Here is a 16409-nt window from a genome sequence, read left to right as displayed (position 1 = left end):
GAGAAGAGTCGAATTTTTGGTTTGAATTGTAGAGTTTTGTCGTATTTTGACAAGTTTTACATAGTATTAAAATAACACACTTGATTAGGTGATTACTTATGATTGAAATGCAAAATGTATATAAAACGTATCCGAACGGTGTAAAAGCAATCAATGGCATTAGCATCAAGATTAATCAAGGTGAGTTTGCTTATATCGTAGGACCAAGTGGAGCAGGAAAATCCACTTTTATTAAAATGATGTATCGTGAAGAAAAGCCTTCTTCCGGAAATATCATTGTAAACGGTGCAAATGTAGCAAAAATAAAAGATAGCAAAGTTCCTATCTTTAGACGTCATATTGGTGTAGTCTTTCAAGATTTCAAGCTGCTTCCAAAATTAACGGTCTATGAAAACATTGCTTTTGCACTAGAAGTAATTGAGCAAAGTCCCGAAGAAATTAAAAAGCGAGTGCTAGAGGTGCTAGAGCTTGTTAAGTTAAAGGGTAAAATGGATTCTTTCCCTGATGAACTATCTGGAGGAGAGCAGCAGCGTGTGTCTATTGCGCGTTCGATTGTGAATAGTCCTAAGGTTGTCATCGCCGACGAACCGACAGGGAATCTTGATCCGGAGACTTCGTGGGAAATTATGGATATCTTTGAGGAGATTAATAAACGCGGTACCACTATTTTAATGGCAACGCATAACCGTGAAATTGTAAATACAATTCGAAAGCGCGTAATTGCGATTGAAAATGGAAATGTTGTGCGCGATGAAGTAAGAGGTGAATACGGATATGAAGGCTAGAACATTCGGTCGCCACTTACGTGAAGGATCTAAAAGTTTAGGAAGAAACGGCTGGATGACATTCGCATCTGCAAGTGCGGTTACCGTGACGCTCTTGCTTGTAGGCGTATTTTTTATGTTGATGATGAATTTAAACCACATTGCTAAATTGATTGAAAATGATGTGGAAATTCGCGTTCACGTTGATGCTGCAGCGACAGCAGATGATCGAAAAGCAATGAAAGAAAAGCTAGATGCAATTAAGCAAGTTGATACGGTGACGTTTTCTTCTAAAGATAAAGAGTTAAAAGATTTAATTAATAGTATGGGTGATGAAGGACAAGCTTTTGAACCGTTTGAACAGCAAAACCCATTAAATGATGTATTTGTTGTTAAAACAAAAGAGCCGACTGATGTCGCAAAAGTAGCTAAACAAATTGAGAAATATCCGTATGCAGCAAAAGTTCAATACGGACAAGATCAAGTTGAAAAGTTATTTAAAGTGCTGAAAGTAGCTCGTAATATCGGAGTAGTACTGATTTTAGGGCTTCTATTTACAGCAATGTTCCTAATTTCAAATACAATTAAAATTACGATTGTAGCTCGCCGTGAAGAGATTGAAATTATGCGCTTAGTTGGAGCCACAAACTCCTTTATTCGCTGGCCGTTCTTTATTGAAGGTCTGTTTTTAGGAGTGCTTGGTTCTATTGTGCCAATTGCAGTTATTATCGGCGTGTACAGCGTTTTATATAATGAAGTTCAACCTAAGTTTGATGGATTCTTTGAACTTTTACCTGCCTTTCCATTCGTGCTTCAAGTGTCGCTATTATTACTAGTAATCGGCGGTCTAATTGGGATGTGGGGAAGTACATTATCCATCCGTAAGTTCTTACGAAAATAAGAATAGATTTTTAACATAATAGATTACAACAACCTCACATTTGATGTTTATCAAATGTGAGGTTGTTGTGTAATTACACATAAAAAATAGAAAAAAGTGCTAATGGGGGTCTTGCTAATGCCCGTTTATACGGGGAAATATGTGCAAATGGGGAGAAACAAATGACACGTAAGACATTAGTAATGACAGCAGCAGTTTTAGTTGGACTAAGTGCAGCTTGGATAGGTAATGAAAAAATTGCTTATGCAGAAAGTACCAGCACTACTAAACTCAGTGATTTAGAGAAAAAAAGTGATGATGTGAACCAAAATATTAATCAAAGTAAAGAGAAATTAAAAGAAGTTCAAGAAAAGCAAAAAAACGAAGAAGCTGAGATTGCGCGCTTGGATTCAGAAGTCGGACAAACAAATGAAGACATCCGCAGTCGTGAAGCTGAAGTAGAAAAAGCAAAGCAAGACATCGAAAAGCTGAAAAACGAAATTGACGTTGTAAAAAAACGAATTGAAAAACGAAATGAGCTATTAAAAAAGCGTGCTCGTGCTTTACAAGAAAACGGCGGGTCTGTGGATTACATAGATGTACTGCTAGGCTCTGAAAGCTTCGGAGACTTTATTAGCAGAGTGAGTGCGGTTTCGACAATTGTAGGGGCTGACCGCGATTTGTTAATGCAGCATGAAGCCGATAAAAAGGCAAAAGAAGAGAAAGAAACAAAAGTTCAAAACAAGCTAACAGAAGTAAATAAAGCGCTTGAAGAACTTAAAAATCTTCGTTCGCAGCTGCAAAAACAAGTGGATGAAAAGAATCAGCTCATGCAAACACTCAAAGATCAGGAAAAAGAATTTAATGAAGAAGCCGTTGGATTAGAAGAGCAAGCTTCTATTTTAGCTGATCAAAAAAATACAGCGCAAGCTCAACAGCAAGAAATTGAAAAAGCTGGGGCAACAGAGGAGGCACCCCCTGTTACAAGCGGGTCGTTTATGAGGCCGGCAAAGGGCCCGGTAACATCTCATTTTGGATATCGAGAAACGTTTGGAAGAGGACACTACGGTATTGATATTGGAAAGCGAGGAGAAAGTGTGCCAGTTGTAGCCGCAGCAAGCGGAAAGGTAATTAGAGCATATCATTCTTCTTCTTTTGGTAATGCCGTATTTATTCGTCACAATGTAGAAGGTCAGACGTGGGTTACAGTTTATGCTCATTTAGAGAGCTACAGCGTCTCGAGTGGTCAATCTATCAATAAAGGTCAACAATTAGGTTATATAGGGAACACAGGGCGTTCGTTTGGTGCTCACCTGCATTATGAATTGCATAAAGGCGATTGGAAAGGCAAAAGTTCCGCTGTAAACCCTGAAAGTTATATTAAATTTTAAGTTCCTAGCATACGTGGTACAAGCTCAACATATAGTTTAACAAAAAGGCATCGCACTTGATTTGTGTGGTGCCTTTTGCTACAAATAACACATGCATCCTTTTTATTACATAGTTTTGGTTGTATCTATTATAATAAGAAGAGATGGCTTAAGGTTGAGGAGGATGAAAGAACTTGAATCGGAAAATCGTTGCACTATTAATGGCACTCTCCTTAGTTGTTGGAGCAGCAGGTACATATTTTGGCATTCAGTATGCAAATGCTGGAACGGTCAGTACCCCCCTTACAACTTCTTCAAATGATAGTAAAGTGGAAAAGGAAGAGCTAGACAAAATCAAGCAAGCTTATGAACTGATATCTTCAAAATATTACAAAGATGTAGATGACAAAAAATTATTAGATGGCGCAATCCAAGGAATGGTACAAACCTTAGGAGACCCTCACTCATCTTACATGGATAAGAAAACGGCACAGCAATTCACGCAGTCTCTTGATTCATCGTTTGAGGGAATTGGCGCTGAAGTAAGCATGGTAGATGGAAAAGTAACAATCGTAGCTCCATTTAAACAATCTCCTGCGGAAAAAGCAGGATTAAAACCAAATGATCAGATTTTAAAGATCGATGGTAAAAGTATCGCGGGTCTTGAATTGAATGAAGCGGTATTAAAAATTCGCGGTAAAAAAGGCTCTACCGTGACATTAGATGTTCAACGACCAGGCGTGAAAGAAACGATGAAAGTAAAAGTTGTAAGAGATGAGATTCCAATTGAAACCGTCTATTCTTCTGTTAAAAATGTAAACAATAAAAAAATTGGCTACATGGAAATTACGTCATTCTCTGAGTCAACGGGAGACGAATTTACGAAACAGTTGAAAAAACTTGAAAATAAAAATATTGATGGCTTAGTTCTAGACGTTCGTGGAAATCCTGGTGGCTATTTAACGAGCGTTGAAAAAATGCTCGATAAATTAGTAACGAATAAAAAGCCATATATCCAAATTGAAGATCGTAACGGTGAACGTCAAAAAGTGGTTTCTTCAATGAAAAAGCAAAAGGATTATCCAATTGTGGCCTTGATTGATGGAGGAAGTGCATCCGCTTCTGAAATTCTTGCCGGGGCATTAAACGAAGCAGGAGGATACAAGCTAGTCGGTGAAAAATCCTATGGAAAAGGAACGGTTCAACAAGCTGTTCCAATGGAAGACGGCAGTAATTTAAAATTAACGTTCTATAAATGGCTAACGCCTGATGGAAACTGGATTAACGAAAAAGGTATAAAACCAACAGTAGAAGTCAAGCAGCCGGATTATTATTATGCAAATCCAATTCAAGTTGATAAAAAGCCATTAACACGTGATATGGCAGGTGACCAAGTGAAGAATGCTCAAGTGATGCTAAAAGGCCTTGGCTTTGAACCTGGACGTACAGACGGATATTTTAGTAAAGAGACAGAAACAGCTGTAACTGCATTCCAAAAAGCCAATAAGCAAAAAGCTACAGGTGAAATCGATGAAGATACAGCAGCGCTTTTACAAACAAAACTGCTAGAAAAAATCAAATCAAAAGATGAAGATCGTCAGCTTCAAACGGCTTTAAAGCTAGCTAGTCAATAAGAAGTAGAAAAAGTTCCGTGCTTTTCCAAAGCACGGAACTTTTTTAGTAAAAACAACATTGTCGGTTAGTGATGCATTTTGATAAAATAAAGAAGCCTATGATACATAACAATCAATCGTAAATGTTGTAATAAAAATGTGAAAAATACAGGTGGTGAAAAAATGGATTTTGCATTAGAGCTCTTAAAAGGTATCGGGCGTTTGTTTTTACATCCGTTAACTTATTTATTTCTGCTCGTCTCGTTTTTTGTAGGTCTTTCTCGCGTCAAGAGAGAGCGTCAGAATTTTCATGTTCGCGTGTTTGATTTTATTTTAGAAGCAAAATATTTATTTTTTCCAGGTATCATTATTGGGTTGATTTTATCCGTTGTTACCGTGTTGCTAGGTGTCTATGTATCTATAGGAACGATTGTACTTGTAGCTGTTTTAACTTTTATCATAAGCGGCCCTTGGACGTTTAAATGGCTTTCTCCTTCTTATACGGTAGGACTGGCTGTGCTTGCAACCTTGCTTATTCCTGCATCTGGTTTCGGTGAAGGATTTATTCAAACGTGGTCTGTGCAAGCTCATAACGCAGATTTACCTTCTCTTACTATTTTAATGTCTCTGCTTGTATTAGCAGAAGGATATTTAATTTGGAAATTTGGAGCAAAAGGTACGTCTCCAGCCATTGTGAAAAGTAAAAGAGGGCAGGAAATCGGAGCTCATTACTCTCAAAAATTATGGGTTGTCCCGCTTTTTGTCTTAATTCCAGGCAGCGCCATTACGTCTGTGTTTCCATGGTGGCCTGTGTTATCTATTGACGGAACATCATTTAGCCTGTTTTTTGTTCCTTTTGCTATCGGTTTTTATCAGCGAATTCAAAGTATGGTGCCGTTTAAATCTATTGAATTTACCGGTAAGCGTGTATTAGCATTAGGCGTGGGATTAACGATCATTACGATTGCTGCTATTTTTTATCCTCTTGCCGCTGTAGCTGTTGTTATTCTAGCGATCATAGGAAGAGAGTGGATTCGTTTGCAGCAGCGTCGAAGCGATGAAAAAGCGCCCGCACTATTTACTAAACGTACACAAGGTTTGGTTGTATTAGGAATCATCCCTCATTCTCCGGCAGAGAAAATGGGTTTGAAAGTAGGAGAAGTGATTATTAAGGTAAATGGAATCGCTATATCTGAAGTCCATAAATTTTATGAAGCATTACAAGTTAATAACCGTGCTTTTTGTAAGCTAGAAGTTATTGACGAAAATGGAGAAGTTCGCTTTACTCAGCGAGCATTGTATGACAACGAACATCATGAACTAGGTATTTTGTTTGTACACAATTATACAAAACGTGATTCACAAGCTGGTTAAAAGACGGATAAAAAGGAGAAATGTTTGTGGAAATCAAAACGATTGCCGCAGTTTTTCTACCCGCCATATTGCTTGTTCTGTTTGCTAGAGTAACATATAACTTATATGTTGCCACAGCGCTGACGCTTTTGTTGATAGCTGTTTCTGTATATAAAGGGTACGCAGATTATCCGCTTATTATTTTAATAGATTTACTTTCAGCAGCCATCGGTTTTATATATGCAAAAAGCATGTTAGCAGCTGGAAAATAAAGATTGTTGCTTTGATGATAAGTTAATCGCTTATTATTAAACTGTACACAAAAGCTCTCTACACAACGTGGAGAGCTTTTTTATGTAAAAAAAATGAGTTAGAACTTATAACAATATTGTTTCGGTTCATTTAATGAACGAGTATAATCAAGTTAATTAGACAAATGTGTTCATGAATAAAATATTTTAAACACTTATGTATAAATTTATTTAAATGAGTGTACAGAAATGTGAGAAGGGTATAGAAAAATAAAATTATTAATCTGAAAATTTAGTTTATTTTTTAATTTTAAAAAATAAAAGGAGGTTTAGGATTGATGGAAGTATTAATGAGAACGATGTTTCAGTCGCTTGGCAAAAATCATTCAATGAACAAATTAGCTAAAAAGTATGGATTGAGGATGGGGGCAGCTCGTTTTGTTGCTGGAGACTCAACCGAATCAGCAATTCAAACATCCAAGGAGCTTAACAATAGTGGAAAAGTTGTTACACTCGATCATTTAGGAGAATTTGTTTTTACAGAAGAGGAAGCCAGGTTGTCTACTGCCATGTGCATTCAGACACTAGAAGCCATTGCAGAATCGGGCGTTCAATCAAATTTATCATTAAAGATGACTTCTTTAGGATTGGATATTAGCAAAGAGCTTTGTATGGAAAATATGCGCAGAATTCTACACACGGCCAAGATGAATAATATTTTTGTTCGAATTGATATGGAAGACTACTTGCACTGCCAAATCTCCCTTGATATGTATAAAGAATTACGCAAAGAATTCGATAATGTTGGAATTGTGATTCAGGCGTATCTTTATCGTACAGAACAAGATATGAATGACTTACATCAATATCAAGCCAATTTACGTCTAGTAAAAGGAGCTTATAAAGAATCACCAGAAGTATCATTTCCGGAAAAGAAAGACGTAGATGAAAACTATAAAAAAATCATTAAAATGCATTTATTAAATGGGCACTATACAGCTGTAGCAAGTCATGATGAAGAAATGATTCAGTACACAAAACGATTAGTAAGAGAAAATGGTATTTCAAATGACCAATTTGAGTTCCAAATGCTTTATGGAATTTGCGTAGAGCTGCAGGACCGTCTGGTAAAAGAAGGTTATAAAGTCAGGGTTTATGTTCCTTACGGCATTGATTGGTTTGGGTATTTCATGAGACGCCTAGCAGAGCGTCCCGCCAACGTATGGTTCGTGCTGAAAAACTTCGCGAAATAAATTTCTAATTAAAGAGGACTGGTTGAAATGACAGTAAGTACAAAAATCTCAGTTTTTAAAAATGAACCGTTTACTGATTTTTCGTTAGAAGAGAATAAACAAGCGATGCAAGCGGCGTTAATGAAAGTGAAAAAAGAACTGGGACAAACATATCCTCTCACGATTGGAAAAGATAAAATCTCAACAGAAGAAGTGATTGTATCTACGAACCCGGGAAAGGTAGATGAAGTGATTGGCAGAGTAAGCCGTGGCACTAAAGCTTATGCTGAGCGGGCAATGCAAGAAGCATCAGCAGCATTTCAATCATGGAAGAACGTCCCGCCTGCTGAACGTGCTGATTATCTATTCAAAGCAGCAGGTCTGATGAGAGAAAGAAAGTATGAATTTTCTGCCATGCTCGTTTATGAAGTGGGGAAAAACTGGGCAGAAGCAGATGCGGATACAGCGGAAGCTATTGACTTTATGGAATTTTATGCGCGAGAAATGATTCGTTTAAGTGAAACGAATGAGCATCGGCCTTTAAAGCCAGTAGAAGGTGAAACAACAGAGATGACGTATATTCCTTTAGGCGTAGGAGTAGTCATTTCACCTTTTAATTTTCCGCTTGCCATCATGGCTGGAACGACTGTAGCTGGAATTGTATCTGGAAATGCAGTTATTTTAAAGCCAGCTGATTCTGCACCGGTTATTGCTGCGAAATTTGTTCAATTAATGGAGGAAGTCGGTCTTCCGTCTGGTGTTCTGAATTTTATCCCTGGAGATGGCATAGAAGTTGGAGAATATTTAGTCGAACATCCTCAAACTCGTTTTATTTCTTTTACAGGATCAAGAGAAGTAGGATGTCGCATTTATGAACGTGCTTCAAAAGTACAATCTGGACAAATTTGGATGAAACGCGTCATTGCTGAAATGGGAGGAAAAGATGGCATTGTGGTAGATGAAACGGCAGATTTAGATGCGGCAGCGCAAGCGATCGTAGCATCTGCGTTTGGATTTCAAGGCCAAAAGTGTTCCGCTGGCTCTCGAGCGATTATTGTAGAATCTGTTTATGAAGAGGTTGCCCAAAAGGTAGCCGCACTAACGAAAGAATTAACCGTCGGACTGCCTGAAGACAATCCTTCTATGGGGCCTGTTATTGATCAAAAAGCGTATGAAAAAGTACTAGCCTACATTGAAATTGGCAAAGAGGAAGGAAAGCTTATTGCCGGAGGAGCTAAAGCTCCCGGAAATGGCTACTATATAGAACCTACAGTATTCAAAGATGTGGATTCAAAAGCACGAATTATGCAAGAAGAGATTTTTGGACCCGTCCTTGCATTGACAAAAGCAGCTAACTGGGAAGAAGCCATTGAGATTTACAATGAAACTGACTACGGTTTGACGGGAGCTTTTTTCTCTGAAAACGAAGAGAGAATTCAGAGGGCGTTAGCTACTATGCACTCCGGTAACTTATATATTAACAAAAAATGTACAGGAGCATTAGTTGGCGTTCATCCTTTTGGAGGTTTTAATATGTCCGGAACGGACTCGAAAGCCGGAGGGTATGATTATCTTCTATTATTTACACAAGGGAAGATGACAGCGAGAAAACAGAAATAAGTTCAGTCTAAGGGAAATTAAAAAATTCGACACGAAGCTAAAGATGCTTGTGTCGAATTTTTTGATTAGTTTAATCCATATTCTTTGATTTTGTTATAAAGGGTGCCGCGTGAAATGCCAAGTAGATCTGCTGCTGCACTTTTGTTTCCATAGGTTTTTTGAAGAGTCTCTTCTATTAGCCTAGCTTCTTGGAGAGAATCTTCTTCTTTTTGAACTTCTGTGAAGGAACTTGCATCCTTCAGATTGTCAGGAAGGTGCGTAAGGGTAATCAACGACTGATCACTTAGAAAAATCATTCGTTCAATTGTATTCCTCAGCTCGCGAATATTGCCTGGCCAATCGTATTGCATAAAGGCTTCGAGAACTTCAGAGCTGATGAAAGGGGCCTTCTTTTTATACTTTTTACTAAATTCCTGTACAAATTGCTGAGTCAATGCTTCAATGTCTTCTTTATGGTCTCGAAGCGGCGGAATGATAATATTAATGACGGTCAGCAAATAGTAAAGATTTTCATGGAATTCACCGGCTTTTAGCAACTCTTCCAAAGGTGTCGTGGTAGAGGCTACAATTCGGGTTTGGACTTGAATTTCTTCCGTGCCTCCAACGTGATAAAAGGATCGTTCTTCCAAGTAACGGAGAAACTTAACTTGAATTTCAAGAGGCATTTTATCAATTTCTTCAATAAATAACGTCCCGTTATGAGCCTGCTCCAGTTTTCCCGCAATGGTCGTTGGATCTTCTGAAAAGACATCTTTTTGATGACCAAAGAGCTCAATTTCCAGGAGTCCAGATGGAATAGTGGCGCAATTTAAAGATAAAAAAGGTTCTTTATGTTTGGATCCCCCGTAGTGGATGGCCTGAGCCAGCATTTCTTTCCCAGAACCAGGTTCTCCTGTTAATAAAATAGGCATATCTGTAGATGCCACTTTTTTGGCAATGTCAACAGCTTGCTTAATTTCAGGACTGATACCCGCGAAAGAAGAAAATGGATTATCTTTCGGAATGAGAAGAGACACATCAATTTCTTCATTTAATCTTACAATATTGGTAATGTCATGTTCAGTTGCGACTCCACCTATGACTCGATTGTTTCTTATAATAGGAGATGCATTGATGAGCACGTGAGTTTGTTCATTAGGACGATGATACGTTCCGCGCACAGGGCGCCCTTCATTTAGAATCGTATGTAGAATGATGGATTCATCTTTGAAATGCTCTCCGATTTTTCTACCAATAATATCATCTCTCTGAATCTTATACGTATGTTCCGCAGCAGTATTCCACAAGATTACATTTCCTTCATTATCGACCGCTGTCACTGCATCATTAATGGTTTCTGCCAATGTATCAAAATAGGAAGCTAATATCTCATTTTGGCTATGCAAATGTGTAATCCACTGTGAAGGTGTTACAAGTCCTATTGTGGTTTCTTGGTTTTCTGCTTGAATGAGGACTGGTCTGTTCCAGTTTGTGTTGGCTTGTAAATTGGCTAACGTAGAAGTAGAAGATGAAGGCCAATTTGTGTCCGCTATTACTTTTTTAATGGACGATGCCTCGTCATGACCTGTTAAAAGGTATCGTTCATCTTTTTGTATTACATAAAAGGTACTTGCTGTGACTACAACGAAATCATAGTTTGAAAGTTCAGATTTCACTTTAGCTAAAGAAGTTGATTCTTCAACTGTTGTAAAGGAGTTATTTATAAGAACTTGATCAACGCTTGCCATACTAAACCCCTCTCAGTACATATTTTTTATACTGTATCATAATTTAGAAATTGGCGCAAAAGCCTATCTTTTTCAAACAATTACGCAGCTTACTCTCTTTTATTGCTTTCATCCAAAGAGTTGTATTCCCTTCGAAAAGGGTAGTATAAGAATTTAGTGGGTAATAAAGTAACAGGGTAAAAAATAAAAACAAACAAACACTATATAAGATTAATACTCATTAGTTTCATTTATGATTATAAAGTGATAAAATACGAATATCAGTTCGTGTTTTCGGTTTTTACATATCGTAATAAAAAATAGATAAAACAAGAAAATGGAAACGGAGGCCTTCATTTGAAAGATCAGTTTGAATTAGTATCCCCATATCAACCGCAAGGTGATCAGCCAAAGGCAATTGAAAAGATTGTGAAAGGAATTAAAGAAGGTAAGCAGCATCAAGTTTTGTTAGGTGCTACAGGAACGGGAAAAACCTTCACCATGTCTAATGTTATTAAGGAAATAAATAAGCCGACATTAATTATGGCTCATAACAAAACGCTTGCTGGTCAATTGTACAGTGAGTTTAAAGAGTTTTTCCCCAATAACGCAGTCGAATACTTTGTCAGTTACTACGATTACTATCAGCCTGAAGCTTATGTACCTCAAACAGATACATTTATTGAAAAAGATGCAAGCATTAATGATGAAATTGATAAACTTCGTCACTCGGCAACTTCTGCTCTTTTTGAACGAAAAGATGTCATTATTATTGCCAGCGTGTCCTGTATTTATGGATTAGGGTCTCCGGAAGAATACAAAGAAATGGTCGTATCTCTTCGAGTAGGAATGGAAAAAGAGCGCAATCAGCTGCTTCGTACGCTAGTGGATGTACAGTACGAAAGAAATGATATTGACTTTAAGCGCGGAACGTTTCGCGTTCGCGGTGATGTTGTGGAGATTTTTCCTGTATCTCGAGATGAACACTGTATTCGCGTCGAGTTTTTCGGGGATGAAATTGACCGCATTCGAGAAGTTGACGCTCTAACAGGAGAAATTATTGGAGATCGTGAACATGTAGCTATCTTCCCGGCATCTCACTTCGTCACGAGAGAAGAAAAAATGCGTGTTGCCATTCAAAACATTGAAAAAGAATTAGAAGAACAGCTAGAGAAGCTAAAAGAAGCAGGAAAGCTTTTAGAAGCGCAGCGCTTGGAGCAGCGCACGCGCTACGACCTAGAAATGATGAGAGAAATGGGCTTTTGTTCGGGAATCGAGAACTACTCTCGTCATTTAACGCTTCGTCCCGCTGGTTCTACACCTTATACACTGCTGGACTTCTTCCCGGAAGATTTCCTTCTTGTTGTGGATGAATCACACGTTACGATTCCTCAAGTTAGAGGAATGTATAATGGAGACCAAGCGCGTAAACAAGTGTTAGTGGACCATGGTTTCCGCCTGCCGTCCGCATTAGATAACCGCCCGCTTAAATTTGATGAATTTGAACAGCATATTAACCAAATTGTTCATGTTTCCGCAACACCAGGTCCTTACGAACTTGAGAAGGCACCTGATGTGATTGAACAAATTATCCGTCCAACGGGATTATTGGATCCAAATATTGAAGTTCGACCAATTGAAGGGCAGATTGACGATTTAATTGGAGAAATTCACGACCGGATTAAGCGAAATGAACGAGTACTCGTTACGACGTTAACAAAGAAAATGTCTGAGGATTTAACGAACTACTTAAAAGAAATCGGCATTAAAGTTCAATATCTTCACTCTGAGGTGAAGACGCTCGAGCGTATTGAAATTATCCGAGAGCTGCGGCTTGGAAAATACGATGTGCTTGTAGGAATTAACTTACTTCGTGAAGGTTTAGATATTCCGGAAGTTTCGTTAGTAACCATATTAGACGCGGATAAAGAAGGATTCTTGCGTTCAGAACGATCGCTTATTCAAACCATCGGACGTGCTGCGCGAAATGCTAATGGACATGTCATTATGTATGCAGATCGCATCACAAACTCCATGGACATTGCTATCAATGAGACCAAGCGTCGTAGAAGTATTCAAGAAGCTTACAATGAAGAGCATGGTATTACACCAACAACGATTCAAAAAGAAGTTCGAGGCTCAATTCGTGCAACAGTAGTAGCAGAAGATACAGAAACGTATGAAGAAGCACCGGCATTTGATAAGCTCAACAAAAAAGAAAAAGCAAAGCTCGTAGAAGAAATGGAACAAGAAATGAAAGAAGCAGCCAAAGCGCTTAACTTTGAACGCGCAGCTGAGCTTCGTGACTTGATTCTAGAATTAAAAGCGGAAGGGTGATAAAACATGGCGATGGAAAAAATCGTGGTAAAAGGTGCACGAGCCCACAATTTGAAAAATATCGATATTGAAATCCCACGAGACAAATTAGTGGTGTTAACAGGGTTATCAGGTTCTGGTAAATCTTCTTTGGCTTTCGATACAATCTATGCAGAAGGACAAAGACGTTATGTCGAGTCGCTTTCGGCATATGCAAGACAGTTTTTAGGTCAAATGGATAAGCCCGATGTAGATTCGATCGAAGGATTGTCGCCTGCTATTTCAATCGATCAAAAAACAACGAGCCGAAACCCTCGTTCAACCGTCGGAACTGTGACCGAAATCTATGACTATTTGCGCCTTTTGTTTGCTCGTGTAGGAAAGCCGATTTGTCCTAATCATGGAATTGAAATTACGTCTCAAACGATTGAGCAAATGGTAGATAGAATTTTAGAGTACCCTGAACGCACAAAACTTCAAGTACTGGCCCCTGTGGTATCTGGCCGAAAAGGCACCCACGTAAAAGTATTAGAAGATATTAAAAAGGAAGGGTACGTTCGCATTCGAGTAGACGGAGAAATGCGTGAAATAACAGAAGAAATTGAACTGGAAAAAAACAAAAAGCACTCCATTGAAGTAGTGATTGATCGCGTTGTTGTAAAAGAAGGTGTAGCCGCTCGTTTGTCGGACTCTTTGGAATCAGCTCTTCGCCTTGGAGAAGGGAAAGTAATTATTGACGTGATAGGTGAAGAAGAACTGCTTTTTAGTGAGCATCATGCTTGTCCAAAATGTGGTTTCTCCATTGGAGAACTTGAGCCCCGCATGTTTTCATTTAATAGTCCGTACGGGGCGTGTCCAACGTGTGACGGGTTAGGAACGAAATTGGAAGTAGATAAAGATTTAGTTATTCCTAACTATGACTTAACGCTTCGTCAGCACGCAATTGCACCTTGGGAGCCAACAAGTTCTCAATACTACCCGCAGCTGCTTGAAGCCGTATGTACACATTACGGCATCGATATGGACGTGCCGGTGCGAGATATCCCGGAACATTTATTTGATAAAGTATTATATGGCAGCGGTAAAGAAAAAATTTACTTTCGCTATGAAAATGATTTTGGCCAAGTAAGAGAAAATCATATCGAATTTGAAGGCGTGCTTCGGAACGTAGAACGCCGTTATCATGAAACAAGTTCAGATTATATCCGTGAGCAAATGGAAAAGTACATGGCTCAGCAAGCTTGTCCAAAATGTAAAGGAAATCGCTTAAAACGCGAAAGCTTAGCGGTGCTTATTGACGAAAAGCATATAGGAGATACAACACGCTTTTCAGTAAAAGAAGCATATGATTTTTTTGAAAGTCTCAGCCTATCTGAAAAAGACATGAAGATTGCGGATATGATACTGCGTGAAATTCGTGAGCGTCTAAGCTTTCTCATTAACGTGGGACTTGATTATTTAACATTGAACCGCTCTGCTGGAACTCTTTCAGGAGGAGAAGCACAGCGGATCCGTTTGGCTACTCAAATTGGTTCTCGCTTGACGGGGGTTCTTTATATTTTAGATGAACCTTCTATCGGTCTTCATCAACGTGACAATGATCGCTTAATTCGCACAATGCAAGATATGCGCGACATTGGAAATACGTTGATTGTTGTAGAACATGACGAAGATACGATGATGGCAGCTGATTATTTAATTGATATCGGACCAGGAGCCGGCGTACACGGGGGTGCCGTTGTTTCTCAAGGTACGCCTCAGGAAGTGATGGAGGATGAAAACTCTTTAACGGGTCAATATCTATCAGGAGAGAAGTTTATTCCTCTTCCAGCAGAAAGACGGTCAATAGATAAAGATCGGATGATTGAAATTATAGGAGCAAAAGAAAACAATTTAAAAAATGTAAAAGCAAAGCTTCCGTTAGGTATGTTCACGGCTGTTACAGGTGTATCTGGATCAGGTAAGAGTACGCTTGTAAATGATATCCTTCACAAATCATTGGCGCAAAAGCTGCATAAAGCAAAAAGCAAAGCAGGAGAACATAAAGAAATCAAAGGCATTGAACACTTAGATAAAGTCATTGATATTGATCAGTCTCCAATAGGCCGTACGCCTCGTTCGAACCCTGCAACGTATACAGGTGTATTCGATGACATTCGAGATGTATTTGCCCAAACAAACGAAGCAAAAGTGCGCGGATATAAAAAAGGCCGTTTTAGCTTTAACGTGAAAGGCGGCCGTTGTGAAGCTTGTCGAGGAGACGGTATTATTAAAATTGAAATGCATTTCTTGCCAGATGTATACGTCCCTTGTGAAGTCTGCCACGGAAAACGATATAATCGTGAAACTTTAGAAGTGAAATACAAAGATCAAAACATTTCAGATGTGTTGGATATGACGGTTGAAGACGCGCTTCACTTCTTTGAAAACATTCCAAAGATTAAGCGGAAGCTGCAGACAATTTACGATGTAGGACTTGGTTATATCACGCTTGGACAGCCGGCTACTACTTTATCCGGTGGAGAGGCACAGCGTGTAAAGTTAGCTTCAGAGCTTCACCGCCGCTCAACAGGAAGAACGCTGTACATTTTAGACGAACCGACTACCGGTCTTCATGTCGATGATATTGCACGATTATTAAAAGTGCTCCAGCGTTTAGTTGAAAATGGAGATACGGTTCTAGTGATCGAACATAATTTAGACGTCATCAAAGCTGCTGATTACCTGCTTGATTTAGGGCCTGAAGGTGGAGATAAAGGCGGACAAATTGTGGCTACGGGTACGCCAGAAGAAGTGGCAAAAGTAAAAGAATCCTATACGGGTCATTATTTGAAGCCAATTTTAGAACGTGACCGTAAGCGTATGGAGAAAAAAGTTGAAAAAGCAGAGGCATTAACTCGTTAAAAGACACCAGCATTGGTGTCTTTTTTATAAAGAATGAAACTTTTTAACTCATTAAACCGTAATACATGATATAAGGAGTTGATTATTATGGAAGGAAATCGCGTACTATCTTCCTTAAATTATTTTAGCGTTTTCTTTGCACCATTTTTATTACCTATTATTATTTATTTTGTTGTTCATAACATAGAAGTAAAGAAACATGCAAAAACTGCATTTTTGTCACATTTATTACCTATCGCTACAGCGATCTTGTTCTTATTCTTCTTGCTTCCTGCTCTTACTGGCTCTAGTGGAACGGTATTTATTCTTTTAATTGTAGCTTTAGTTGTTGTTTCTTTAGTTAATGTTGTTGTATTTGTATGGAATATTGTAAAAGGGATACAAATATTAAGCAGATAAA

At 38.6% G+C, this 16409-nt stretch carries 12 protein-coding genes; 11 read left to right on the top strand and 1 reads right to left on the bottom strand.

Going from position 1 to position 16409, the window contains the following annotated elements; all coding sequences use genetic code 11:
- The first annotated feature begins 98 nt into the window (after positions 1-98).
- The 8 genes from ftsE (at position 99) to pruA (ending at position 9083) form a co-directional block, all read left to right on the top strand.
- Positions 99-785 (top strand): cell division ATP-binding protein FtsE, encoded by a 687-nt coding sequence (ftsE, locus tag LIS78_RS25765; protein ID WP_014457812.1) that lies wholly within the window; start codon positions 99-101, stop codon positions 783-785.
- On the top strand, positions 775-1665 hold the full coding sequence (gene ftsX, locus LIS78_RS25760; protein ID WP_014457813.1) for a permease-like cell division protein FtsX: 891 nt from the start codon (positions 775-777) through the stop codon (positions 1663-1665). The genes ftsE and ftsX overlap by 11 nt, the downstream gene beginning before the upstream one ends.
- Before the next feature lie 161 nt (positions 1666-1826).
- The gene (locus LIS78_RS25755; protein WP_252284499.1) at positions 1827-3035 is read left to right on the top strand and encodes a murein hydrolase activator EnvC family protein; all 1209 of its coding nucleotides are present in this window, start codon (positions 1827-1829) and stop codon (positions 3033-3035) included.
- A 173-nt stretch (positions 3036-3208) separates the two neighbouring features.
- Complete coding sequence (locus tag LIS78_RS25750; protein ID WP_252284498.1) at positions 3209-4648, top strand: S41 family peptidase; 1440 nt, start codon at positions 3209-3211, stop codon at positions 4646-4648.
- A gap of 162 nt (positions 4649-4810) precedes the next feature.
- A complete protein-coding gene (locus LIS78_RS25745) occupies positions 4811-6001 on the top strand; it encodes a PDZ domain-containing protein (RefSeq protein ID WP_116074765.1) in 1191 nt (396 codons plus the stop codon).
- Between the two features lie 26 nt (positions 6002-6027).
- Positions 6028-6252, top strand: a complete 225-nt coding sequence (locus tag LIS78_RS25740; RefSeq protein ID WP_195781608.1) for a DUF2198 family protein — start codon at positions 6028-6030, stop codon at positions 6250-6252.
- Between the two features lie 317 nt (positions 6253-6569).
- Positions 6570-7484, top strand: a complete 915-nt coding sequence (locus LIS78_RS25735) for a proline dehydrogenase family protein (protein WP_195783195.1) — start codon at positions 6570-6572, stop codon at positions 7482-7484.
- A gap of 27 nt (positions 7485-7511) precedes the next feature.
- The gene (gene pruA, locus LIS78_RS25730) at positions 7512-9083 is read left to right on the top strand and encodes an L-glutamate gamma-semialdehyde dehydrogenase (protein WP_252284497.1); all 1572 of its coding nucleotides are present in this window, start codon (positions 7512-7514) and stop codon (positions 9081-9083) included.
- A gap of 65 nt (positions 9084-9148) precedes the next feature.
- On the opposite strand, the gene LIS78_RS25725 is transcribed toward pruA, so the two are convergent.
- Positions 9149-10810, bottom strand: coding sequence for a sigma-54 interaction domain-containing protein (locus LIS78_RS25725; RefSeq protein WP_252284496.1), 1662 nt, complete (start codon positions 10808-10810; stop codon positions 9149-9151).
- A 336-nt stretch (positions 10811-11146) separates the two neighbouring features.
- Between LIS78_RS25725 and uvrB the strand changes: the two genes are divergently transcribed.
- The 3 genes from uvrB (at position 11147) to LIS78_RS25710 (ending at position 16408) form a co-directional block, all read left to right on the top strand.
- A complete protein-coding gene (gene uvrB / locus LIS78_RS25720) occupies positions 11147-13126 on the top strand; it encodes an excinuclease ABC subunit UvrB (RefSeq protein ID WP_055991626.1) in 1980 nt (659 codons plus the stop codon).
- Positions 13127-13132: 6 nt separating this feature from the next.
- Positions 13133-16009 carry an excinuclease ABC subunit UvrA gene (gene uvrA, locus LIS78_RS25715; RefSeq protein ID WP_060745844.1) on the top strand — a complete coding sequence of 959 codons (2877 nt, stop codon included), beginning with the start codon at positions 13133-13135 and terminating at the stop codon, positions 16007-16009.
- 87 nt (positions 16010-16096) lie between these two features.
- Entirely contained in the window at positions 16097-16408 is a 312-nt protein-coding gene (locus LIS78_RS25710; protein ID WP_014457822.1) for a hypothetical protein, read from the top strand.
- Position 16409 lies beyond the last annotated feature (1 nt).

This window comes from Priestia megaterium, assembly GCF_023824195.1.
Lineage (GTDB): Bacteria > Bacillota > Bacilli > Bacillales > Bacillaceae_H > Priestia > Priestia megaterium_D.
Note: the sequence above shows the minus strand (reverse complement) of the source record. Positions and strands in the feature narration are given on the sequence as shown.